Annotated in this window: 16 protein-coding genes; 9 read left to right on the top strand and 7 right to left on the bottom strand. The window is 68.7% G+C overall.

From position 1 onward, the window contains the following. Positions 1–200 precede the first annotated feature (200 nt). Positions 201–1,307, top strand: a complete 1,107-nt coding sequence (locus NQ152_RS03380; protein WP_257523001.1) for an ABC transporter ATP-binding protein — start codon at positions 201–203, stop codon at positions 1,305–1,307. A 74-nt stretch (positions 1,308–1,381) separates the two neighbouring features. Continuing rightward, positions 1,382–2,719 (top strand): DUF4032 domain-containing protein, encoded by a 1,338-nt coding sequence (locus tag NQ152_RS03385; protein WP_257523002.1) that lies wholly within the window; start codon positions 1,382–1,384, stop codon positions 2,717–2,719. Positions 2,720–2,721: 2 nt separating this feature from the next. On the opposite strand, the gene NQ152_RS03390 is transcribed toward NQ152_RS03385, so the two are convergent. Continuing rightward, positions 2,722–4,017, bottom strand: coding sequence for a dihydrolipoamide acetyltransferase family protein (locus tag NQ152_RS03390; protein ID WP_257523003.1), 1,296 nt, complete (start codon positions 4,015–4,017; stop codon positions 2,722–2,724). Continuing rightward, positions 4,002–6,191 carry a thiamine pyrophosphate-dependent enzyme gene (locus tag NQ152_RS03395; protein WP_257523004.1) on the bottom strand — a complete coding sequence of 730 codons (2,190 nt, stop codon included), beginning with the start codon at positions 6,189–6,191 and terminating at the stop codon, positions 4,002–4,004. Before NQ152_RS03395 ends, NQ152_RS03390 begins: the two co-directional genes overlap by 16 nt. A gap of 231 nt (positions 6,192–6,422) precedes the next feature. Here NQ152_RS03395 and NQ152_RS03400 point away from each other — a divergent pair, with 231 nt between their 5' ends. Both NQ152_RS03400 and NQ152_RS03405 read left to right on the top strand, forming a co-directional pair. Further along, the gene (locus tag NQ152_RS03400; RefSeq protein ID WP_257523005.1) at positions 6,423–6,953 is read left to right on the top strand and encodes a VOC family protein; all 531 of its coding nucleotides are present in this window, start codon (positions 6,423–6,425) and stop codon (positions 6,951–6,953) included. After that, the gene (locus tag NQ152_RS03405) at positions 6,950–7,645 is read left to right on the top strand and encodes a GntR family transcriptional regulator (protein WP_257523006.1); all 696 of its coding nucleotides are present in this window, start codon (positions 6,950–6,952) and stop codon (positions 7,643–7,645) included. The genes NQ152_RS03400 and NQ152_RS03405 overlap by 4 nt, the downstream gene beginning before the upstream one ends. Positions 7,646–7,691: 46 nt before the next feature. Here NQ152_RS03405 and NQ152_RS03410 read toward each other — a convergent pair whose 3' ends face one another. Continuing rightward, positions 7,692–8,723 (bottom strand): ketopantoate reductase family protein, encoded by a 1,032-nt coding sequence (locus NQ152_RS03410; RefSeq protein ID WP_257523007.1) that lies wholly within the window; start codon positions 8,721–8,723, stop codon positions 7,692–7,694. A 173-nt stretch (positions 8,724–8,896) separates the two neighbouring features. On the opposite strand from NQ152_RS03410, the gene NQ152_RS03415 reads away from it, so the two are divergent. Further along, entirely contained in the window at positions 8,897–9,208 is a 312-nt protein-coding gene (locus NQ152_RS03415; RefSeq protein WP_257503400.1) for a Dabb family protein, read from the top strand. Beyond that, positions 9,205–10,266 carry a zinc-binding dehydrogenase gene (locus NQ152_RS03420; RefSeq protein WP_257523008.1) on the top strand — a complete coding sequence of 354 codons (1,062 nt, stop codon included), beginning with the start codon at positions 9,205–9,207 and terminating at the stop codon, positions 10,264–10,266. Before NQ152_RS03415 ends, NQ152_RS03420 begins: the two co-directional genes overlap by 4 nt. A gap of 15 nt (positions 10,267–10,281) precedes the next feature. Here the strand turns inward: NQ152_RS03420 and NQ152_RS03425 are convergent, their stop codons facing one another. Beyond that, a complete protein-coding gene (locus NQ152_RS03425) occupies positions 10,282–10,977 on the bottom strand; it encodes a helix-turn-helix domain-containing protein (protein WP_257523009.1) in 696 nt (231 codons plus the stop codon). Between the two features lie 136 nt (positions 10,978–11,113). On the opposite strand from NQ152_RS03425, the gene NQ152_RS03430 reads away from it, so the two are divergent. Next, a complete protein-coding gene (locus NQ152_RS03430) occupies positions 11,114–12,496 on the top strand; it encodes a Xaa-Pro peptidase family protein (RefSeq protein WP_257523010.1) in 1,383 nt (460 codons plus the stop codon). Then, a complete protein-coding gene (locus NQ152_RS03435; RefSeq protein WP_257523011.1) occupies positions 12,493–13,362 on the top strand; it encodes an NAD(P)-dependent oxidoreductase in 870 nt (289 codons plus the stop codon). The genes NQ152_RS03430 and NQ152_RS03435 overlap by 4 nt, the downstream gene beginning before the upstream one ends. A 50-nt stretch (positions 13,363–13,412) precedes the next feature. Here the strand turns inward: NQ152_RS03435 and NQ152_RS03440 are convergent, their stop codons facing one another. Then, positions 13,413–14,120, bottom strand: coding sequence for an SDR family NAD(P)-dependent oxidoreductase (locus tag NQ152_RS03440; RefSeq protein WP_257523012.1), 708 nt, complete (start codon positions 14,118–14,120; stop codon positions 13,413–13,415). 270 nt (positions 14,121–14,390) lie between these two features. Here NQ152_RS03440 and NQ152_RS03445 point away from each other — a divergent pair, with 270 nt between their 5' ends. After that, entirely contained in the window at positions 14,391–15,830 is a 1,440-nt protein-coding gene (locus NQ152_RS03445; protein ID WP_257523013.1) for an amidohydrolase family protein, read from the top strand. A 40-nt stretch (positions 15,831–15,870) separates the two neighbouring features. On the opposite strand, the gene NQ152_RS03450 is transcribed toward NQ152_RS03445, so the two are convergent. Next, positions 15,871–16,512 carry an NAD(P)-dependent oxidoreductase gene (locus NQ152_RS03450; RefSeq protein ID WP_257523014.1) on the bottom strand — a complete coding sequence of 214 codons (642 nt, stop codon included), beginning with the start codon at positions 16,510–16,512 and terminating at the stop codon, positions 15,871–15,873. A gap of 79 nt (positions 16,513–16,591) precedes the next feature. Further along, entirely contained in the window at positions 16,592–17,584 is a 993-nt protein-coding gene (gene rlmB, locus NQ152_RS03455; RefSeq protein WP_257503408.1) for a 23S rRNA (guanosine(2251)-2'-O)-methyltransferase RlmB, read from the bottom strand. Between the last annotated feature and the right edge of the window lie 2 nt (positions 17,585–17,586).

Genomic DNA, 17,586 nt, shown 5'->3' on the forward strand with positions numbered 1-17,586 from the left:
GCGGAGTTGCGGCGCGGCCGCACGGGTAGGGCGGCCGATGACGATGCTAGCCAGACAGGCTGTGAAATACCCAGACGGAGTCTGCGTGAGAGCCCGTGGCATACTAATGGAGCGCCCGATGAGGGGCGTGCGGTTCGCCCCGCAAATTCCATCACTACGGATCGTCCGGCACGTACCTGCCGGTGAAGGAGAAGAAAACAATGGCGTCAGTCACGTTCGACAACGCAACCCGCTTGTACCCCGGAGGCACCCGCCCGGCGGTCGACAAGCTCAACCTCGAAGTCGGCGACGGCGAGTTCCTCGTCCTGGTCGGACCCTCCGGTTGCGGCAAGTCCACCTCGCTGCGGATGCTGGCCGGCCTCGAAGAGGTCAACTCGGGTCGGATCCTCATCGGCGACCGCGATGTCACCGACGTCCCGCCCAAGGACCGCGACATCGCGATGGTGTTCCAGAACTACGCGCTCTACCCGCACATGACCGTCGCCGAGAACATGGGCTTCGCCCTGAAGATCGCCGGCGTCGGCAAGGAGGAGCGCGCGGCGCGCGTCCTGGAGGCGGCCAAACTCCTGGACCTCGAGGACTACCTGACGCGCAAGCCGAAGGCGCTCTCCGGCGGCCAGCGTCAGCGCGTCGCGATGGGTCGCGCGATCGTGCGCCAGCCCCAGGTCTTCCTGATGGACGAGCCGCTGTCCAACCTGGACGCGAAGCTGCGCGTGCAGACGCGCACCCAGATCGCGTCACTGCAGCGCCGCCTGGGCGTCACCACGGTCTACGTCACGCACGACCAGACCGAGGCCCTGACCATGGGTGACCGGATCGCGGTGCTGAAGGACGGCCTCCTGCAGCAGGTCGGCACGCCGCGCGAGCTGTACGAGCGCCCCAACAACGTGTTCGTCGCCGGATTCATCGGCTCGCCCGCGATGAACCTCTTCCAGTCCGACCTCGCCGAGGGCGGCGTCAGGTTCGGCTCCGAGGTTGTCCCGCTGGATCGTGACACGGTCGGCCGCGCGAACGGCAGCCAGGTCACCATCGGCGTGCGCCCGGAGGACATCGTGGTCGGCCCCGCCGACGGCCGTGGCCTGTCGGTCGTGGTGGATCTCGTCGAGGAGCTCGGCGCAGACGGATACCTCTACGGGCACACCGACATCAGCGGCAAGCGCACCGACATCGTCGCGCGCGTCGACGGCCGCAACCACCCGAACGCGGGTGAGACGGTCACGCTGGCCGCCACCGCCGGACACGTCCACGCCTTCGATGTGGAAACCGGCGAGCGCCTCAACGACGCTCCGGTCATCTCGGGCACGTAGCGAACAGCAACCGCGGCGCGGAGGGTCATCGACCCCCGCGCCGCGGTTTCATTTTCCAGAGACCCTGGAGGGATATGTCAGACGCGCTCAGCATCACCGCGAGCTCGGTCGACCCCGCCCTGCTGGCACTGCCCTGGTCGACTCCGCTGGCCGAGTGGCCGAGCAGCACGATCGTGTTCCTGCCCAAGGGACTCTCCCGTCACCTCGTCCGCTTCGCCAACCTCTCCGGCCGCGTGGTGGCGATCAAGGAGACGACCGAGCAGATGGCGCGTCGCGAGTACGACATGCTCGGGAACCTGGATCGCCTCGATGCGCCCTGCGTCCATCGCGTCGCGGTGATCGCCGGAAGGATGGATGCCGCGGGCAGAGCCCTGCCGGCAGCGCTGGTCACCGCGCATCTGAAATTCTCCCTGCCGTACCGTGCACTGTTCACGCAGGTGCTTCGCCCGGACACCGCGAACCGCCTGGTGGATGCGCTTGCGGTCCTGCTGGTGCGTCTGCACAACGTGGGATTCTTCTGGGGCGATGTCTCACTGTCGAACACCCTCTTCCGCCGTGACGCCGGCGCCTTCGCGGCCTACCTCGTGGACGCCGAGACCGGCGAGCTGCACGAATCCGGTCTGACACCGGGCCAGCGCGCCCACGACCTGGATGTCGCCCGCACCAACATCGCGGGCGAGATCATGGACCTGGAAGCGGGCGGCCGCCTCGAAGGCGGCGTGGATGCGGTGGCCATCGCCGACGGCATCCTCTCGTCGTACCGGCTGCTGTGGGCGGCCCTGACCGATCAGGAGACCTTCGCCGCGAACGAGTCCTGGCGCATCACCGAGCGGGTGCAGCGACTGAACGATCTCGGGTTCGACATCGGGGAGATGTCCATCCAGGCCAGGACCGACGGAACGCGTGTCTCGATCCAGCCGAAGGTCGTCGACGCCGGGCACCATCAGCGCCGACTGCTGCGCCTGACCGGCCTGGACGTCGAAGAGAACCAGGCACGGCGACTGCTGAACGATCTGGACGAGTTCCGGGCGAGGATCTCGCGCACGGGCGATGACGAGGACATGGTGGCGCACGAGTGGCTCACGCGCGTCTTCGAGCCGGTGATCAAGGCCATCCCGTTCGACCTCCGCGCCAAGCTCGAACCGGCCGAGGTGTTCCACCAGGTGCTCGAGCATCGCTGGTACATGTCTCAGCGTCGCGGGCGTTCGGTGCCGCTGGCCGAGGTGCTCACCAGCTACATCGACGACGTCCTGCGCCACCGGCGCGACGAGGCGACCCTGATGGGGCCGGTCACCGAGACGATGTCGCTGCCGGTGGTCACCTCCAGTGGCCGGCCGCTCGGGCCGGACGAGAACGCCCCTCTGGAGGCGGACGAGGAAGCGGACAGCCTGGACTGGCGCGACCTGGTCTGAGTTCAGACCAGCACGCTCACCGGGTTCTCGATGCGGCGGACGAAAGCCGCCAGCAGCTGCGCCGCCAGCGCACCGTCCAGCACCCGGTGATCCGCCGAGAGCGTCACCGTCATCACCGTCGCGACCGCCAGCTCGCCGTCGGCATCGACCACGGGGCGCCGGGTCGCGGCGCCCACCGCGAAGATCCCCGCCTGCGGCGGGTTGATGATCGCCGAGAACTCCCGGGTTCCGTACATGCCCAGGTTGGAGACCGAGAACGAACCGCCTTCCAGCTCGTGCTGCCTGAGACGACCTGCCCGCGCACGTTCCGCGAGATCCCGGATGGCGCGGCTGAGCTCGCCGAGCGGCATCCGTTCGACTCCCTGCACGACCGGTGTCAGCAGACCGCCGGGCACCGCGACCGCGATCGCAAGGTCGACGCCGGTGAACCGGCGGATGGCGTCGTCGGTCCAGATGGCGTTCGCCTCGGGCACGTCCTGCAGCGCTGCGGCGACCGCCTTGACCACGAGATCGTTCACCGACACGCTGACATCCGCCGCGTCGTTGATGCGTGCGCGCACGGCGAGCAGCTCGTCGACCCGGCAGTCCGCGACCAGATAGAAGTGCGGCACAGTCGCCGTGCTCTCACCCAGCCGCCGGGCGATCGCACGGCGCATGCCGGTGTGCGGGATGTCGGTGTACTGGTCCGGCACGGCGTCGACGTGAGCGGATGCCGAGGCCGGCGCCGGCGGCACGGCAGCGCGCGCCGAACCGCCCAGAGCGGCCGTCAGAACGGCATCCAGGTCTCGTCGCACGACCCGTCCGTTCGGCCCCGACCCGACCACCGCGGAAAGGTCGATGCCGCGTTCGCGAGCGAGCCTGCGCACCAGCGGGCTGGCGAAGAGTCGGCTGCCGGCTCCACCCGGCGCGGCGGCCGGAGTGGACGCGGCGGCTGCGGTGGCCGTCGTGACCTCGGCGGTCGGTGTGGGCGCGGCATCCTGCGCGACCGCCGCCGCCGCCGTCGCCGTCGCCTCGACGCTCCGCAACGCCTCTTCGGCGCTCTCGCCCGGCGCAGCCAGAACGGCGATCGGGCTTCCCACCGTGGCCGTCTCGCCGGCAGCCACGAGCACACCGGCGATCGTCCCGTCCGCTTCGGCCTCGTACTCGACAACGGCCTTCTCGGTCTCTATCTCGACGATCGCCTGACCGACGGTGACCTGGTCGCCGACGTCGATCAGCCAGGTCTGAATGGCGGCCTCGTTCCCGCCTGCTGCCAGCTGCGGCATCCTGACCACCACGCCCATCAGCGGCCTCCCCATGCGGCGCGCATCCGTTGCAGGCCGGCGACCACGTCGTCGGTACCGGCGATCGCGGCGCGCTCCAGCACCTTCGAGATGCTGGGGCTGGCCTCACCCCCGGTCACCCGCTCGATGGGCTGATCCAGCCAGTCGAAGAACCGGCGCTGCAGCTCGTCGGCCAGCCAGCCGCCGTAGGACGGACCGCGCGCACCCTGCTCGACGATCAGCACGTTGTTCGTCTTGCGGATGCTGTCGCCGATCGTGTCCCAGTCCAGCGACGCCCGGTCGAGCCAACGCAGATCGATCACCTCGGCGTCGATGCCGGTCTGCTCCACAGCCTCCAGGGCGTGCCCGACCATGGACAGATAGGTCAGCACGGTGACCTCCGATCCGCTCCGACGCACGGCGGCGTGGCCAGGCGGGATGACGTAGTCGAGATCCCCGTCCGGGATCCGGTCGGCCTGTCCGTACAGGTCCACGTGCTCGATCACCAGCACCGGGTCCTCCAGCGCGAGCGCGGCGTTCATCAGCCCCACGTAGTCCGCCGCGGTGGAGGCCGCGGCGATCCGCCACCCTGGCTGGGTCGCGAAGATCCCGGCCGGATCCATCAGGTGCTGCGAGCCGTAGCCGGACCCCATCGCGACTTTGGTGCGCAGCACCAGCGGGACGGTGTTGTTGCCGCCGAACATGTGCCGGGCCTTGCCGACCTGGTTGAAGACCTGGTCGGCGGCGACCCACATGAAGTCGGGGTACATGAACTCCACCACGGGCCGGAAGCGCCCATCCAGCGCCACCCCGCCGGCCAGTCCGAAGAAGCCGTTCTCGCTGATCGGCGTGCCGATCACCCGGTCCGGGCCGTACTTCTGCGCCAGGCCCTTGGTCGCGCCGTTGGTGCCCCCGTTGAGGCGGTGCACATCTTCTCCGAGCACGATGATGCGCTGGTCGGTCTCCATGCGCCGATCCATCGTGGCCGCGACCGCATCGACGAACTTCATCTCGCGCCAGGCGCCGGCGTGCTCCTCCGGCTCGCGGGCGTCCAGACCCTCCAATTCGCTCGCGTCTCCGCGGATCCCGGTGTCCACGACGGCCGGATCCGGCCACAGCTCGGGCCGGATGCGGCGGCGGCCGTCGTCGTCGGGGTCGTCCTCGGTGAGATTCGCCACGGCTGCGGCCATCGCCGCCTGAGCCTGCTCGCGCATCGAGGCGATCGTGCCGTCATCGATCAGGGACAGCTCCCGCATCCGGGTCGCCACCAGCTCAAGCGGGTCACGTGCACGCCACCCGGTCTCTTCGTCCTTGGTGCGGTAGCCGAACGCGCTCCCGGGGTACGGGCCGTTCTGGTGGAAGAAGCGGTAGACCTCGGCCTCCACGATGGCCGGCCCCTCCCCCGCGCGCATGCGGGCGAGCGCCTCGTCCGTGGCGAGGTGGACCGCGAGCGGGTCCATGCCGTCCACACGCCAGCTGGGGATGCCGAATCCCTGTCCGCGCACCGAGAACCGGGGGTCCGCGGTCACCTCCTCGGCGTGCGTCGATACGGCGTAGAGGTTGTTCTCGATGAAGTACATGACCGGCAGCTTCCACGCCGCCGCGAGGTTCATCGATTCCAGAACGGACCCGATCTGGCTGGCGCCGTCGCCGAAGTAGTTGATCGACACATCGGTGGTCGCGGCGTGTTTCTGCGCCCACGCGTGTCCGGTCGCGATGGGGGCCCCGCCGCCGACGATGGCGTTCGTGCCGAGGGCACCCGCCTCCAGCCACTGCAGGTGCATGGATCCGCCTCTCCCGCCGGAGAATCCCTGCGCCAGGCCCAGGATCTCGGCCAGCGTCCGCTGGAGCAGGTCTTGCAGCGGCGACGTCACCAGTGCGGCCGCGTCGAGCGGACCGGTCGCGACGTGATGAATGGCCTTCGCCAGGAACTGGTGGTGACCGCGGTGCGAGCCGTTCACGGCATCCGTGGAGCGCAGTCCGACGATGGAACCGACCGCTCCGCCCTCCTGGCCGTTGCTGGAGTGCGCGGGGCCGTGCACGAGACCGTCCGCAGCAAGATCGAGGACGGACTCCTCGAATGCCCGGATCAGGTGCAGCTGTCCCAGCATGGTGCTCAGCAGTGCGGGATCCGCCGCCTGCCAGTCCGCGGGGGTGGTCTGGAGCTGAACCCATTCCACCCCGGTCTGCAAGCGTCGTCGCTTCGGCATCCGGCCATCTCCCTCGACAGTGCCTGATCATGCATGCCTGATCATGCATGCCCGATCACGGTTGCCCGATCACGGTTGCCCGATCACGCGTGCCCGATCCCGCGCCGCAACCGAGCGTGGCTGTCAAACTAACCCGCAATTGGATCCAATACAAGCCTTTGTGCGGGATATGCGTGCGCCGCTGCGTCGTTGCTTGCCATACTGGATCCAATCAGGACGAGGAGGTCAGGCATGACTGCAGCGCTGCCCGGCATGCGAGGCGTGGATCACGTCGGTTTCACGGTGCCCGATCTGGATGAGGCGGAGCGCTTCCTGGTGGACGTGCTCGGTGCCATCCCGGTCTACACGCTGGGTGAAAAGCGGGCCGACGACGAGTGGATGGCCACGCAGCTCGGCGTGCATCCGCGAACGGTGATCCGCGAGATCCGGTTCTATCGGCTGGGTTCGGGCACCAATCTCGAAGTGTTCGCCTATGACGCAGCCGATGGGCAGCGTGCACAGCCGCGCAACAGCGACATCGGCGGTCATCATCTCGCTCTGTACGTCGACGACATGGACGCGGCGGAGGCGTTCCTGCGCGAGAAGGGCGTGGAGGTCATGGGTGCACCGGTCCGCAGCGCCGGCGCGTCCGCGGGTCAGCGCTGGCTGTATTTCCGCTCGCCCTGGGGCATGCAGTTCGAGCTGGTCAGCTTCCCGGACGGCAAGGCATACGAAGCGGAGGCTCCGGTCACACTGTGGCATCCGGCGAGGCCGGCCCAATGAGCGACGACGACAGCGGCGGCGGCACGCTCGAGCCCGGTCGCGGCCGGGACGGCGACGCCGGCGCGCGCATCGCGCACAGCATCCGCGAGGGGATCATCCGCGGCGACTACCCGCCGGGGACGCGCATCCGCCAAGAGGACCTCGCCTCGAGATTCGGCGCGAGCCGAGTCCCGGTGCGCCAGGCGCTGCAGCAGCTGGAGTACGAAGGTCTCGTGACGGTCGTGGCGAACGCGGGCGCCTGGGTGGCGAGCCTGACGCTGGCCGAGTGCGAGGAGGTGTATCAGATGCGCGAACGGCTCGAGCCTCTTCTGCTGCGCTACAGCGCGCCGCATCTGAGCCCGTCCGAGATCCAGAGCCTCGCCGACCTCGCCCAGCGCATCACCGTCGAGGGTGCCGACACCGACACCTTCCTCGCGCTGGACAGGCGGTTCCATCTCGCCAGTTACGCCGGTGCACACACCTCGGTGCTGGGCGATCTCATCCAGAAGCTCTGGAACACCACCGCCCCGTACCGGCGTGCGTACGTCGCCTCGTGGGAGGCGGATTCCAGACGCATCGCCCACGAGGAGCACCACCTGATCGTCGCCGCTCTGCGCGACGGCGATATCGAAGAGGCCGAGCGCGTGCTGGCCGGGCACATCCGCCGCACCCGGCGCCAGCTGGTGAAGAGTCCGCAGATCTTCGCGAGCTGAGCGTCATCCGCTCGGCAGCGACCGATGCCCGGGCGTGCGCTGCGACTCAGCGCGCCGCGGCCAGCAGGCGCGCGAGGAGCACCGGGTCGGGCTGGAGCCGGCCACGCTCGATGCGGTGCGCCAATTCGAGGACGACGGCGTTGACGGGGGTGGGGATGCCGAGGCGGGCGCCCTCGCCGACGACGTGGCCGTTGATGTCGTCGACTTCGCTGTGGCGTCCCTTGCGCCAGTCCTGCAGGACGGTCGTCGTGGCGCCGGGCACCACGAACGCCGCGAAGAGTTTGTCGGTCATGATCTGAACGACCCTCGAGCTGTCGGCGATCTCCCCCGCCGTGAGCCCGAAGATCGGCAGCACCGGGTGGCCCAGCGCCGCCCCGACCGCGAGCGCCTCGTCACCGGCTGCGACCATGACGTCCCGATAGCCGGGCAGGTGCAGGGCGTCCAGCATCGGCAGGCCAAGGACCGCCGACGTGACCAGGAGCGTCGCGTTGCTGACCAGCTTCATCCACTTCGCGGCCTGGATGTCATCTGAGACGGCGACTGTTCCGGAGTGTCGGAGCAGGCTCGCAACCTCCTCGATGCGGTCGGACGGTCCGCCGGGGAGAGCTCCGACGGCGAACCACGACCGCGCCACGCCCGTGTGCCGGTGCACCAGACCGGGTTCGTTCATCGTGGCCGAGCATTCGATGACCACCCCCAGGGTGCGCTCTGCCCCGACGACGTCCTCCACGACACGAGCGGTCATCCCGTTCTGCACGCCCGCCATCAGACCGTCCGCGACGAGGTGAGGCTCCAGCAGCTGCGCCGCCCAGCGGGAGTCGTACGCCTTCATCACCATGAGCACCACGTCGAACTGCGTCTTCAGCTCGGCGACCTCGCACAGGTTGATCACGCGTGGCCGCACGTGCAGTTCACCTTCGGGCGTCCGTACGCGCAATCCGTCCGTCCGCATCCGTTCCACGTGCGCGGGCCACTGTTCCACGAGCACCACGTCGTGACCGGCGGCGGTGAGATCCGCGCCGATCGATGCTCCGTTGGCGCCGGCGCCGAGCACGGCGATCCGCGGGTCGCTCATCATGGGTCCTCTCCTTCGCGGGCGAATCGAGAATACAGCCCAGATGTACACCGGGCCCGCGATAGTCTCAGAAACACGCGCTGGCTGGTCCCGTTGTACACCTTCACTTGACATGACACGAGAATCGCTCGACAGTATCTTCAGGCCAGGTCACCAGTCAGCGAGGAGAACAGGACATGATCCTCCACATCGCAGCTTTCCGCTGGAAGCCAGAGGTCGCCGAGGCGGATGTCGCGGCACTGACGGCGGCGCTTCGGGAGATGGCCTCCGGGATCCCCCAGATCCGGTCGTATGTCGCCGGCGCCAACCTCCGCCTGCGCCCCGCCGGCGCCGACTACGGGATCGCCGCGATCCTCGACGATGCGGCGGCGCTGAACACCTACCTGGATCACCCGGAGCACATGGCGGTCTACGAGAAGTACCTGGGCTGGATGATCGCGGAGCGTTCTGCTGTGCAGCTGCCCATCTCCGATGGCGCATTCGCATGACGTCGATGCGCGCGGCCGTGCTGCACGATGTGGGCGATCTCCGCATCGAGGAGGTCGAGGTGCCCGCTCCCGCCGAGGGCGAGGTCCTGATCCGCGTGGCCGTCTGCGGCGTCTGCGGCAGCGATGCGACGGAGTTCGGCCGCGGGCTGGTGCTCGCGGTGCCGCCGGTGACGCTGGGCCACGAGTTCGTCGGCGTCGTGGCGGCCGTCGGACGAGGCGTGGACGGGCTCGCGGTCGGCGCCACGGTCGTCAGCGGCGCCGGCGTCTCGTGTGGAGAGTGCAAGCCCTGCCGCAACGGCCGCACGAACCTGTGCCGTTCCTACACGACGGTGGGTTTCCACCACGATGGCGGTCTCGCCGGCTACGTCCTCGTGCCGGCCGGGATCGTGCTGGACGTGTCGGCTTCGGGCCTTGCTCTCGACACTCTCGGGCTCACCCAGCCGATGGCCATCGCCGTGCACGCCGTCCGCCGCAGTGGGCTGCGCGCCGGCCAGGATGCCGTCATCGTCGGCGTCGGCGGCATCGGAGCGTTCATTGCGGTCGCCGCAGCCGCCACCGGCGCCCGGCTGCTGGTCGTCGACCTCAATCAGGACCGGATCGAGCTCGCGCTCCGCCTCGGGGCAGCCTCGGGCCTCATCTCCGGGTCGATGCCGATGGCTGCCCGGCTGGATGAGCTCGGGATGGACGTGGACGTGTTCTTCGAGGTCAGCGGGTCCGCCGCCGGCCTGGCCGCAGTGCTCGATGCAGCCAAGCCCGGCGCGACCATCGTGCCGGTCGGCATCCAGCGCGGCGAACCCGCGTTACCTCTGGGCCGGTGGACGCTGAACGAATTCACGATCGTAGGGACGGTCGCCCATGTGTACCAGGACGACTTCCCTGAGGCGGTGCGCCTCCTCGGCACACGAGAGGACTGGTCCGACATCGCCGGTGAGGTGATCCCGATCGACGAGGTCGTGGAGGCCGGGCTTCAGCCGCTGCTGGAAGGTCGCTCGCGTCAGATCAAGACACTCGTCGATCCGTGGGCGAGCACGCCCCGGGCCGCGCAGCACTCCCGCTGACGCCGGCGGACCGCCTCAGGAGTCCAGATCGTCCATCGCCCGGAGGACGTCCACGGCCGAGGACGGAGCCCGCCCGGCGGCCGCCTCCGCGCCGGGTGCGTCCCGGAGCGACTCATTCTGCTGTCGCCGCCCCACGACGAACCACACGCCTTTCGCGACAGACCCCGTGCGGTTCGAGTACAGATGCGGCCTCACCGAGTCGAACTGGAGCGAGTCGCCGGGACGGAGGACAAAGGTCTCGAAATCCAGATGCAGGGTCAGCTCCCCCTCGAGCAGATAGGCGTACTCCACGCCGGAGTGCCGCATCAGCTTCCCCTCGATGGAACTGCTCGCACCGGGCGCGTAGGTGACCAGAAGCGCATCGGCCGGCCCGCCGGCGCCCACCGCGAGCCGTTCCCAGACCACGCCGTTCTCCATCTCGATGCGCGGGTTCTCCGCCCCGCGCTGCACGTCCGGCAAGGCCGGTCCGGAGTGACCGAACAGCGACGCGGCCGGCTTCGCCCCGGACTGCGGAATGCCCATCAACTCATCGAGCGAGACCCCCAAGTGGCTGGCCAGCGCGTACAACGTGGCCACCGAAGGCTGCGTCTTGCCGATCTCGACCTGGGAGATCAAGGACGCCGAGACGCCGAGCGACTGCGCAACGCTGCGCAGGCTGAGCCCACGCTGCGTTCGCACTTCGCGGAGCCGTGCACCGAGGCTGTCCGGCATGCTTTCCCACTCACCTTCGTCGTGAACCGGTCCTGCAATGGCACGGTCGCTGCTGTCATTCTACGGGCGACAGACAGTCGCTACTGTTAAGCTGTACTGCACGCGCAGATCGTGGAGCGACGCTCAGGAGGACTCGATGAAGAGCACTGGCACGACCGGCACCAACGCCGTCGACTGGGAGGAGCGGGTCGATTTCGAGCGCCTCCGAGATGCCCGGCTCGCGCGGCTGAAGGCGGAACTCGATGTGACCGAGCTCGGCGCGGTGCTGGCGTTCGACTTCTCGAACATCCGGTACATGAGCGCGACGCATATCGGCACGTGGGCGATGGACAAGCTGATCCGCTTCGCCCTCCTCACCCGCAACACCGACCCCATCGTGTGGGACTTCGGATCGGCAGCCAAGCACCACGCGCTCTACAACCCGTGGCTGGACACCACCACGGCAGAGATGGATGCCGACCCCAACGCCGCGCATGAGGGTGCCAAGCGGCCTCGCCTGGAATCCGGCGCGCGCGCGGGCATCTCGACCCTCCGAGGGGCATTCCCGCCCGATGCGGAGATCGCCGAGGGCGTCGCGCGCAAGATCAAGCGTGAACTGGAGAAGTTCGGGGTCGCCGACCAGCCCCTCGGCGTGGACGTGATCGAACTGCCGATCCTGTTCGCGCTCCAGAGAGAGGGCATCACGGTCGTCGACGGTCAGCAGGTCTTCATGGAGGCGCGACGCGTCAAGACACCCGACGAGATCCGCCTGCTGACCCAGGCGGCGTCGATGGTCGATGCCGCCTACGAGGAGCTGTACCGGTTTCTCCGGCCCGGCGTGCGCGAGAACGAGGCCGTGGGCCTGGTCGCCAAGACGCTCTACGACCTCGGATCGGAGTACGTCGAGGGCGTGAACGCGATCTCCGGCGAACGCTGCTCACCGCACCCACACGTCTTCTCGGACCGGCTGATCCGGCCGGGCGACCCGGCCTTCTTCGACATCCTGCACAGCTGGAACGGTTACCGCACCTGCTATTACCGCACGTTCGCGGTCGGCTCGGCCAGCGCCGCGCAGCGGGACGCCTACACGCGATCGCGGGAGTACATGGACCGCGCGATCGCCCTCGTCAAGCCCGGAGCGACCACCGCCGACATCGTGGCAGTGTGGCCGACCGCGCAGGAGTTCGGCTTCGCGGACGAGGAGGCTGCGTTCGCCCTGCAGTACGGACACGGGGTCGGACTGTCCATCTGGGAGAAGCCGATCTTCTCGCGTCTGACCTCGCTGGATCACCCCGAAGTGCTGCAGGAAGGCAACGTGTTCGCCCTCGAGACTTACTGGCCATCCGCGGACGGGTGGGGGGCGGCGCGCATCGAGGAGGAACTCGTCGTCACCGCCGACGGCTGCGAGGTGATCACCAAGTTCCCCGCTGAGGAGCTGCTGGTGGCCGGGCGCCGCTATTACACGGTCGACGGTCCGCTGAACCTCCAGCGGGACGCTCAGTCGCATCTGAACACGACCTGGGGGCGCGGAGAGGCGTGACCACACTCGGCTTCCTCGGGCTGGGCTCGATGGGCGGCGGGATGGCCCGCCGCCTGATCGATGCCGGCCACGACGTCACCGTCTGGAACCGCTCGCCCGGTCCCGCCCGCGAGCTGGTCGCCTTCGGCGCCCGCGCTGCGGCCACCCCGGGGGAAGCACTCGCCGCCGACGTGTCGTTCTCGATGCTGGCCAACGACGACGCCACCGATGCCGTCCTCGACTCCGAGTCCGTCAGATCCGCGGCCGGCCGCCGCCACGTGGTCATGGCCTCGGTCAGCCCGTCGTTGACCGAGGCTCTGCAACTGCGATTCCAGGATGCCGGTGCCCGCTTCGTCAGCGCGCCGGTCCTCGGCCGCCCTGCCGTGGCGGCCGCCGGCGACCTGAGCATCCTGGCCGCCGGAGATCCGGCCGACATCGATGCGGTCGAGCCCTACCTGGCCCTGCTCGGGAGGCGCGTGTGGCGCATCAGCGATCGACCGTCGGTGGCGACAGCCGTGAAGGCAGCAGTCAACTACAACATCATCCACGCGCTGCAGGCCATCGGCGAGACGGTCGCAATGACCGAACGCCAGGGCGTCGATCCGGCACTGTTCACCGAACTGCTCTCCAGCACGCTCTTCGGCGGTGTCGTGTACACGGGGTACGGCGACATCATCGCCCGTGGCGCGTACGCCCCGCCGGGGTTTCACATCGCCCTCGGCCGGAAGGACCTCGCGCTCGCGGAGGAGGTGGCCGTCGCGGGCGGCGTGCACCCCGCGACGATGCCGGCGCTGATCGCGGTCTTCGATCGCGCGCTGGCCGATCCCGAACTCCGGGACCTGGACTGGGCGGCGATCGCCGAAGTCTCCCGCCGCGGTCTCGCCTGACCCGCCGCGCGCGAGGGGTCGGCGCGCCGATCGTGGCGGCGGCGCCGGGATCAGATCGTGCCGGATCCGCGGTCGACGTAGAGGTTGACAGCGGAGACCCCTCGGTTACGCAACAGGAACTGCGTCGCATCCACGACATCGGCCATCGTCGCGAGCTTCCCGCCCGGAGTGTGCCGCTCGTATCCGGCGAGCACGCCGTCGGGCTTGTCAGCCCAGAACGGACTGTCGCCGATGATCCCGGGGTGGAGGGCATTCACCCGGATCGGAGCCAGCTCGAGCGCCAGGGTGTTGACCAGCCCGGTCACGCCCCCGTTGATCGAGGAGACCGTCGTCGAGCCCGGATACGGCAGGTCCTTCGCGCGGCCGCCGAACAGCACGATGCCCGTGTCCACGGTGGGCTCCAGCCGGTCCAGCAGGGCGTGGACCGTCTCGGCATAGCCGACCAGCTTCAGGGTCACGAGCCGGATGGCGCGACCGACGTTGAACTCGCGGATCGTGTTCTGGTCGCGCTCGATCGCGGAGAGCACGAGTCCGTGCACCTTGCCCACCGAGCTCAGCCGCTCGGCGATCGTGTCCGGCTCGGAGATGTCCAGCGCCACGCCGGTCGCCTCGGCGCCGAGGGATGCCGCGATCGCCCGGGTGCGCTCCGGGTCGCGCCCGGTGACCACGACGCGATCGCCGCGGGCGATGCAGTCCTTCGCGAGTTCGAGTCCGATGCCGGATGTTCCACCGACGATGACGATGGTCCTGTCGCCCAATGCAGCTCCTCGCGGGTGTGTCATCTTGTGCCGACCGAACCGGCGACCACAGATTGCTCCGACCTGGGATACGCGACTGTTCCGACCCTTCACCCGCCGCCGCGCGCGGAGCCGGCCGGGAAACGGAGCCAAGTGGCACTGGACATCGGTGTTCAGTACTGCTTAACCTAGGTCACGTCGATCACGCTGGCAAGTAAAGCAGGAGCAGCGTGCGCGGCGAGGGCGCGGGCTAGGGAAAGTCGGCATCCGCGCGACTGCGAATCAAGGAGGATGAGCGTCACAATGACCGGCACACCCGCTTCTCAGCCCGGCCAACCCATCGTGTTCCGGAACGGGATCGTCCTGACCGTGGACGATGCCCTCACCGTCCTGCCCGAAGGCGACGTCCTCGTCGTGGACGGCAAGATCGCCGGTGTCGGCGTCGACCTGGCCGTTCCGGACGGGACATTCGAGATCGACGCCGCGGGCGGGATCATCATGCCCGGCATGGTGGACACGCATCGGCACATGTGGCAGACCGCCATGCGCGCGTACGGTGCCGACTGGACGCTGACGCAGTATTTCGTCTGGTACTACCTGCAGCACGGCATGAAGTTCCGCCCCCAGGACTATGCGGCCGGCAACCTCATCTCGGCACTGGACGCCGTCGAATCCGGGGTGACGACAAGCGTCGACTGGTCGCACGGCCTGCGCACCGTGGAGCACGCCGAAGCAGCCGTGGACGCGCTGGTATCCTCACCCGGACGATTCGTCTTCGCCTACGGCAACATCCACCAGTCGCCGTGGGAGTGGACGGCCGATCCTGCCGTCCAGGACCTGCTGATCAGGTCACGCGATGACTCCCGGATGTTCGGCACGCAGATCGCCTTCGACGTGCCCAACCAGGACGAGGAGTTCCCCGAGCTGGCAGCCTATCGAGTGGCCAAGGACCTCGGTCTGCGCGTCACGACCCACGCCGGCGTCTGGGGGGCGACCAACGACTGGGGCATCCGGAACGCATATGACGCCGGAGTCATGGAGGAGGGGTTCACCTACGTGCACGCCGCCTCCCTCTCCGCCGACTCGTACCAGAAGATCGCTGCGACCGGCGGGAACGTATCACTCGCGACGGAGTCGGAGGACACCTGCGGTCAGGGCTACCCGCCGATTCACCATCTGCGTCGCTACGGCATCCCGGTGTCGCTGTCAGTGGACACGAGCGTCTGGTTCAGCGCCGATCTGTTCTCCGCGATGCGGGCCACCGTCAATGCGGACCGTGCGCTCGAGCACATGCACGCGCATCAGCTGGAGCCCGCCGAGACGATCACCCACGTGAAGCTGCGTGCGCAGGATGTCGTCTACATGGCCACCCGAGGCGGGGCCAAGGCGATCGGCAAGGACCACCTGATCGGTTCGCTCGAGGAGGGCAAGCTCGCCGACGTCGTCCTGCTGAAGAACGACGACTCGCCGACCTGGGCTCCGTTGATCAACCCTTGGGGCCAGATCGTCTACCAGGCCCAGCGCGGCGATGTACACACCGTGCTGGTCGGTGGCGAAGTGGTCAAGGCCGGCGGCAAGGTGGTCGCCGGGGACCTGGCCTCCGTGAAGGGCAAGCTGGCGGACACGGTCGCCTATCTGGAGAGCGAGGTCGGCGACGACTGGATCTCGGGTCAGTTCCCCGAGATCCCCGAGAGCGAAGTGCTCTTCAACCCGTATCAGTACAAGAAGTAGCGGTCGGGGTGGGGTCGCAATCAGCGGCCCCACCCTGCGCTCAGTATCCGACGGTGAAGCGTGCGCGCGAGTACTTCGGCGATTCGATCTCGTCGACGATCGCGACGGCCAGATCCTGGCCCGAGATGTACGAGTTCCCTTCGTCATCGGTGACCAGCACGTCGCCGCCGATGCGGTACGAGCCGGTGCGCTCTCCCGGGTTGTAGACGCCGAAGCCGCCCGCGGGATGCACGTAGAACCAGTCGCGCGAGGCGTCCGTCGCCTGCAGATCCTCAAGGATGCCGATCGCCTCGAGCGCTTCGGGCTTGTACTCCTCGGTGAAGGAATCCTGGTCCACCAGTCGCGGACCGCCTTCGGCGATGAGGCTGCCGCCTGCGCCGCCGATCACGCCGAAGCGTACGTTCTCGGGCAGCGCAGCGACCAGCTCGGCCGTGCTCGGCCGCACGTTGCCCACCATGTCGCCGCGGGCCGGGACGGTGGAGACGACGACCTCGACGCCCTCCAACTCGCTGACCAGGCTGGGCACATCGAGGATGTTCCCCTCCAGGTACGTGGCACCCTCGACCCGCTCAGCGGGAACGTTCCGCGCGACCGACACCACCGTGTGCCCCCGACTCACCGCCTCGGCGACGATGTTGCGGCCGGCGTAGCCGGTTCCTCCGATGACGGCGATGCGAGTCATGCTGTTCCTTTCGACGGGGTTTCGGGTCTCAAGTCTCAGTCTGGCTGGTTCATTGCCGTGGATCGAACGTGTGACGCAATCATTTGCCCTGCGCGCGCAGCGTGGAGACCTGGTACAGGGCGACGGATGCCGCGATCCCCGCGTTCAGCGACTCGGTCGCCGTGTCGATGGGGATGGACACGATCTGGTCGCAGTTCTCGCTGACCAGGCGAGACAGCCCCTTGCCCTCCGAGCCGACGACGATGACGACCGGGCGGTCGGCGAGTGCGAGGTCAGGCAGTGACACGTCTCCCCCGCCATCGAGTCCGAGGACGAAGACGCCCTGCTTCTTGAATTCCTTCAGGGTGGCCGTGAGATTCGGTGCGATCGCCACCGGGATGCGTGCTGCGGCGCCCGCACTGGTCTTCCAAGCGGCGCTGTTCACGCTCGCCGACCGTCGCTGCGGCAGGATCACGCCGTGGCCGCCGAACGCTCCCGTGGAGCGGATGATCGCGCCCAGGTTGCGCGGGTCGGTCACCCCGTCCAGAGCGACGAACAGGGGCGTCTGGCCGCGGTCGATGACCTGCTCCAGAAGATCCTGCGGGTGCGCGTACTCGTACGGCGGCACCTTCAGCGCGACGCCCTGGTGGACGCCGTCGAAGCCGGCCATGCGGTCCAGTTCGGGCCGCGTGACCTCCATCACCGGGATCTCGCGATGCGTGGCGATCGACAGCATCTCCTTGACGCGGTCGTCCATCTCCACCCGCTGAGCGATGTAGAAGGCGGTCGCGGGGATCTTGGCACGGAGTGCTTCCAGAACGGAGTTGCGCCCGGTCACGACCTCGGTGTCATCGTCCTTCTTCGCGCGCGACTGCCGCGAGGCGCTCGCCTTCTGCCCCGGCTTGCCGGAGCCGCCGGCAGCGGAATAGCGCTCGGCCGCGGCTTTGCGCTTGCCCGCGGGGTGCCACGCCCGGTCCTCCGCCTTCGGGGTCGGTCCGCGTCCTTCCAGCGATCGCTTGTTCTTGCCGCCTGTGCCCTTGGTGGGGCCCTTCTTGCCCTTGCTGGCGCCCGGGCGCCCCGGCTTACCGGCCATGT

The organism is Microbacterium sp. zg.B48 (genome assembly GCF_024623505.1).
Classification (GTDB): Bacteria; Actinomycetota; Actinomycetes; order Actinomycetales; family Microbacteriaceae; genus Microbacterium.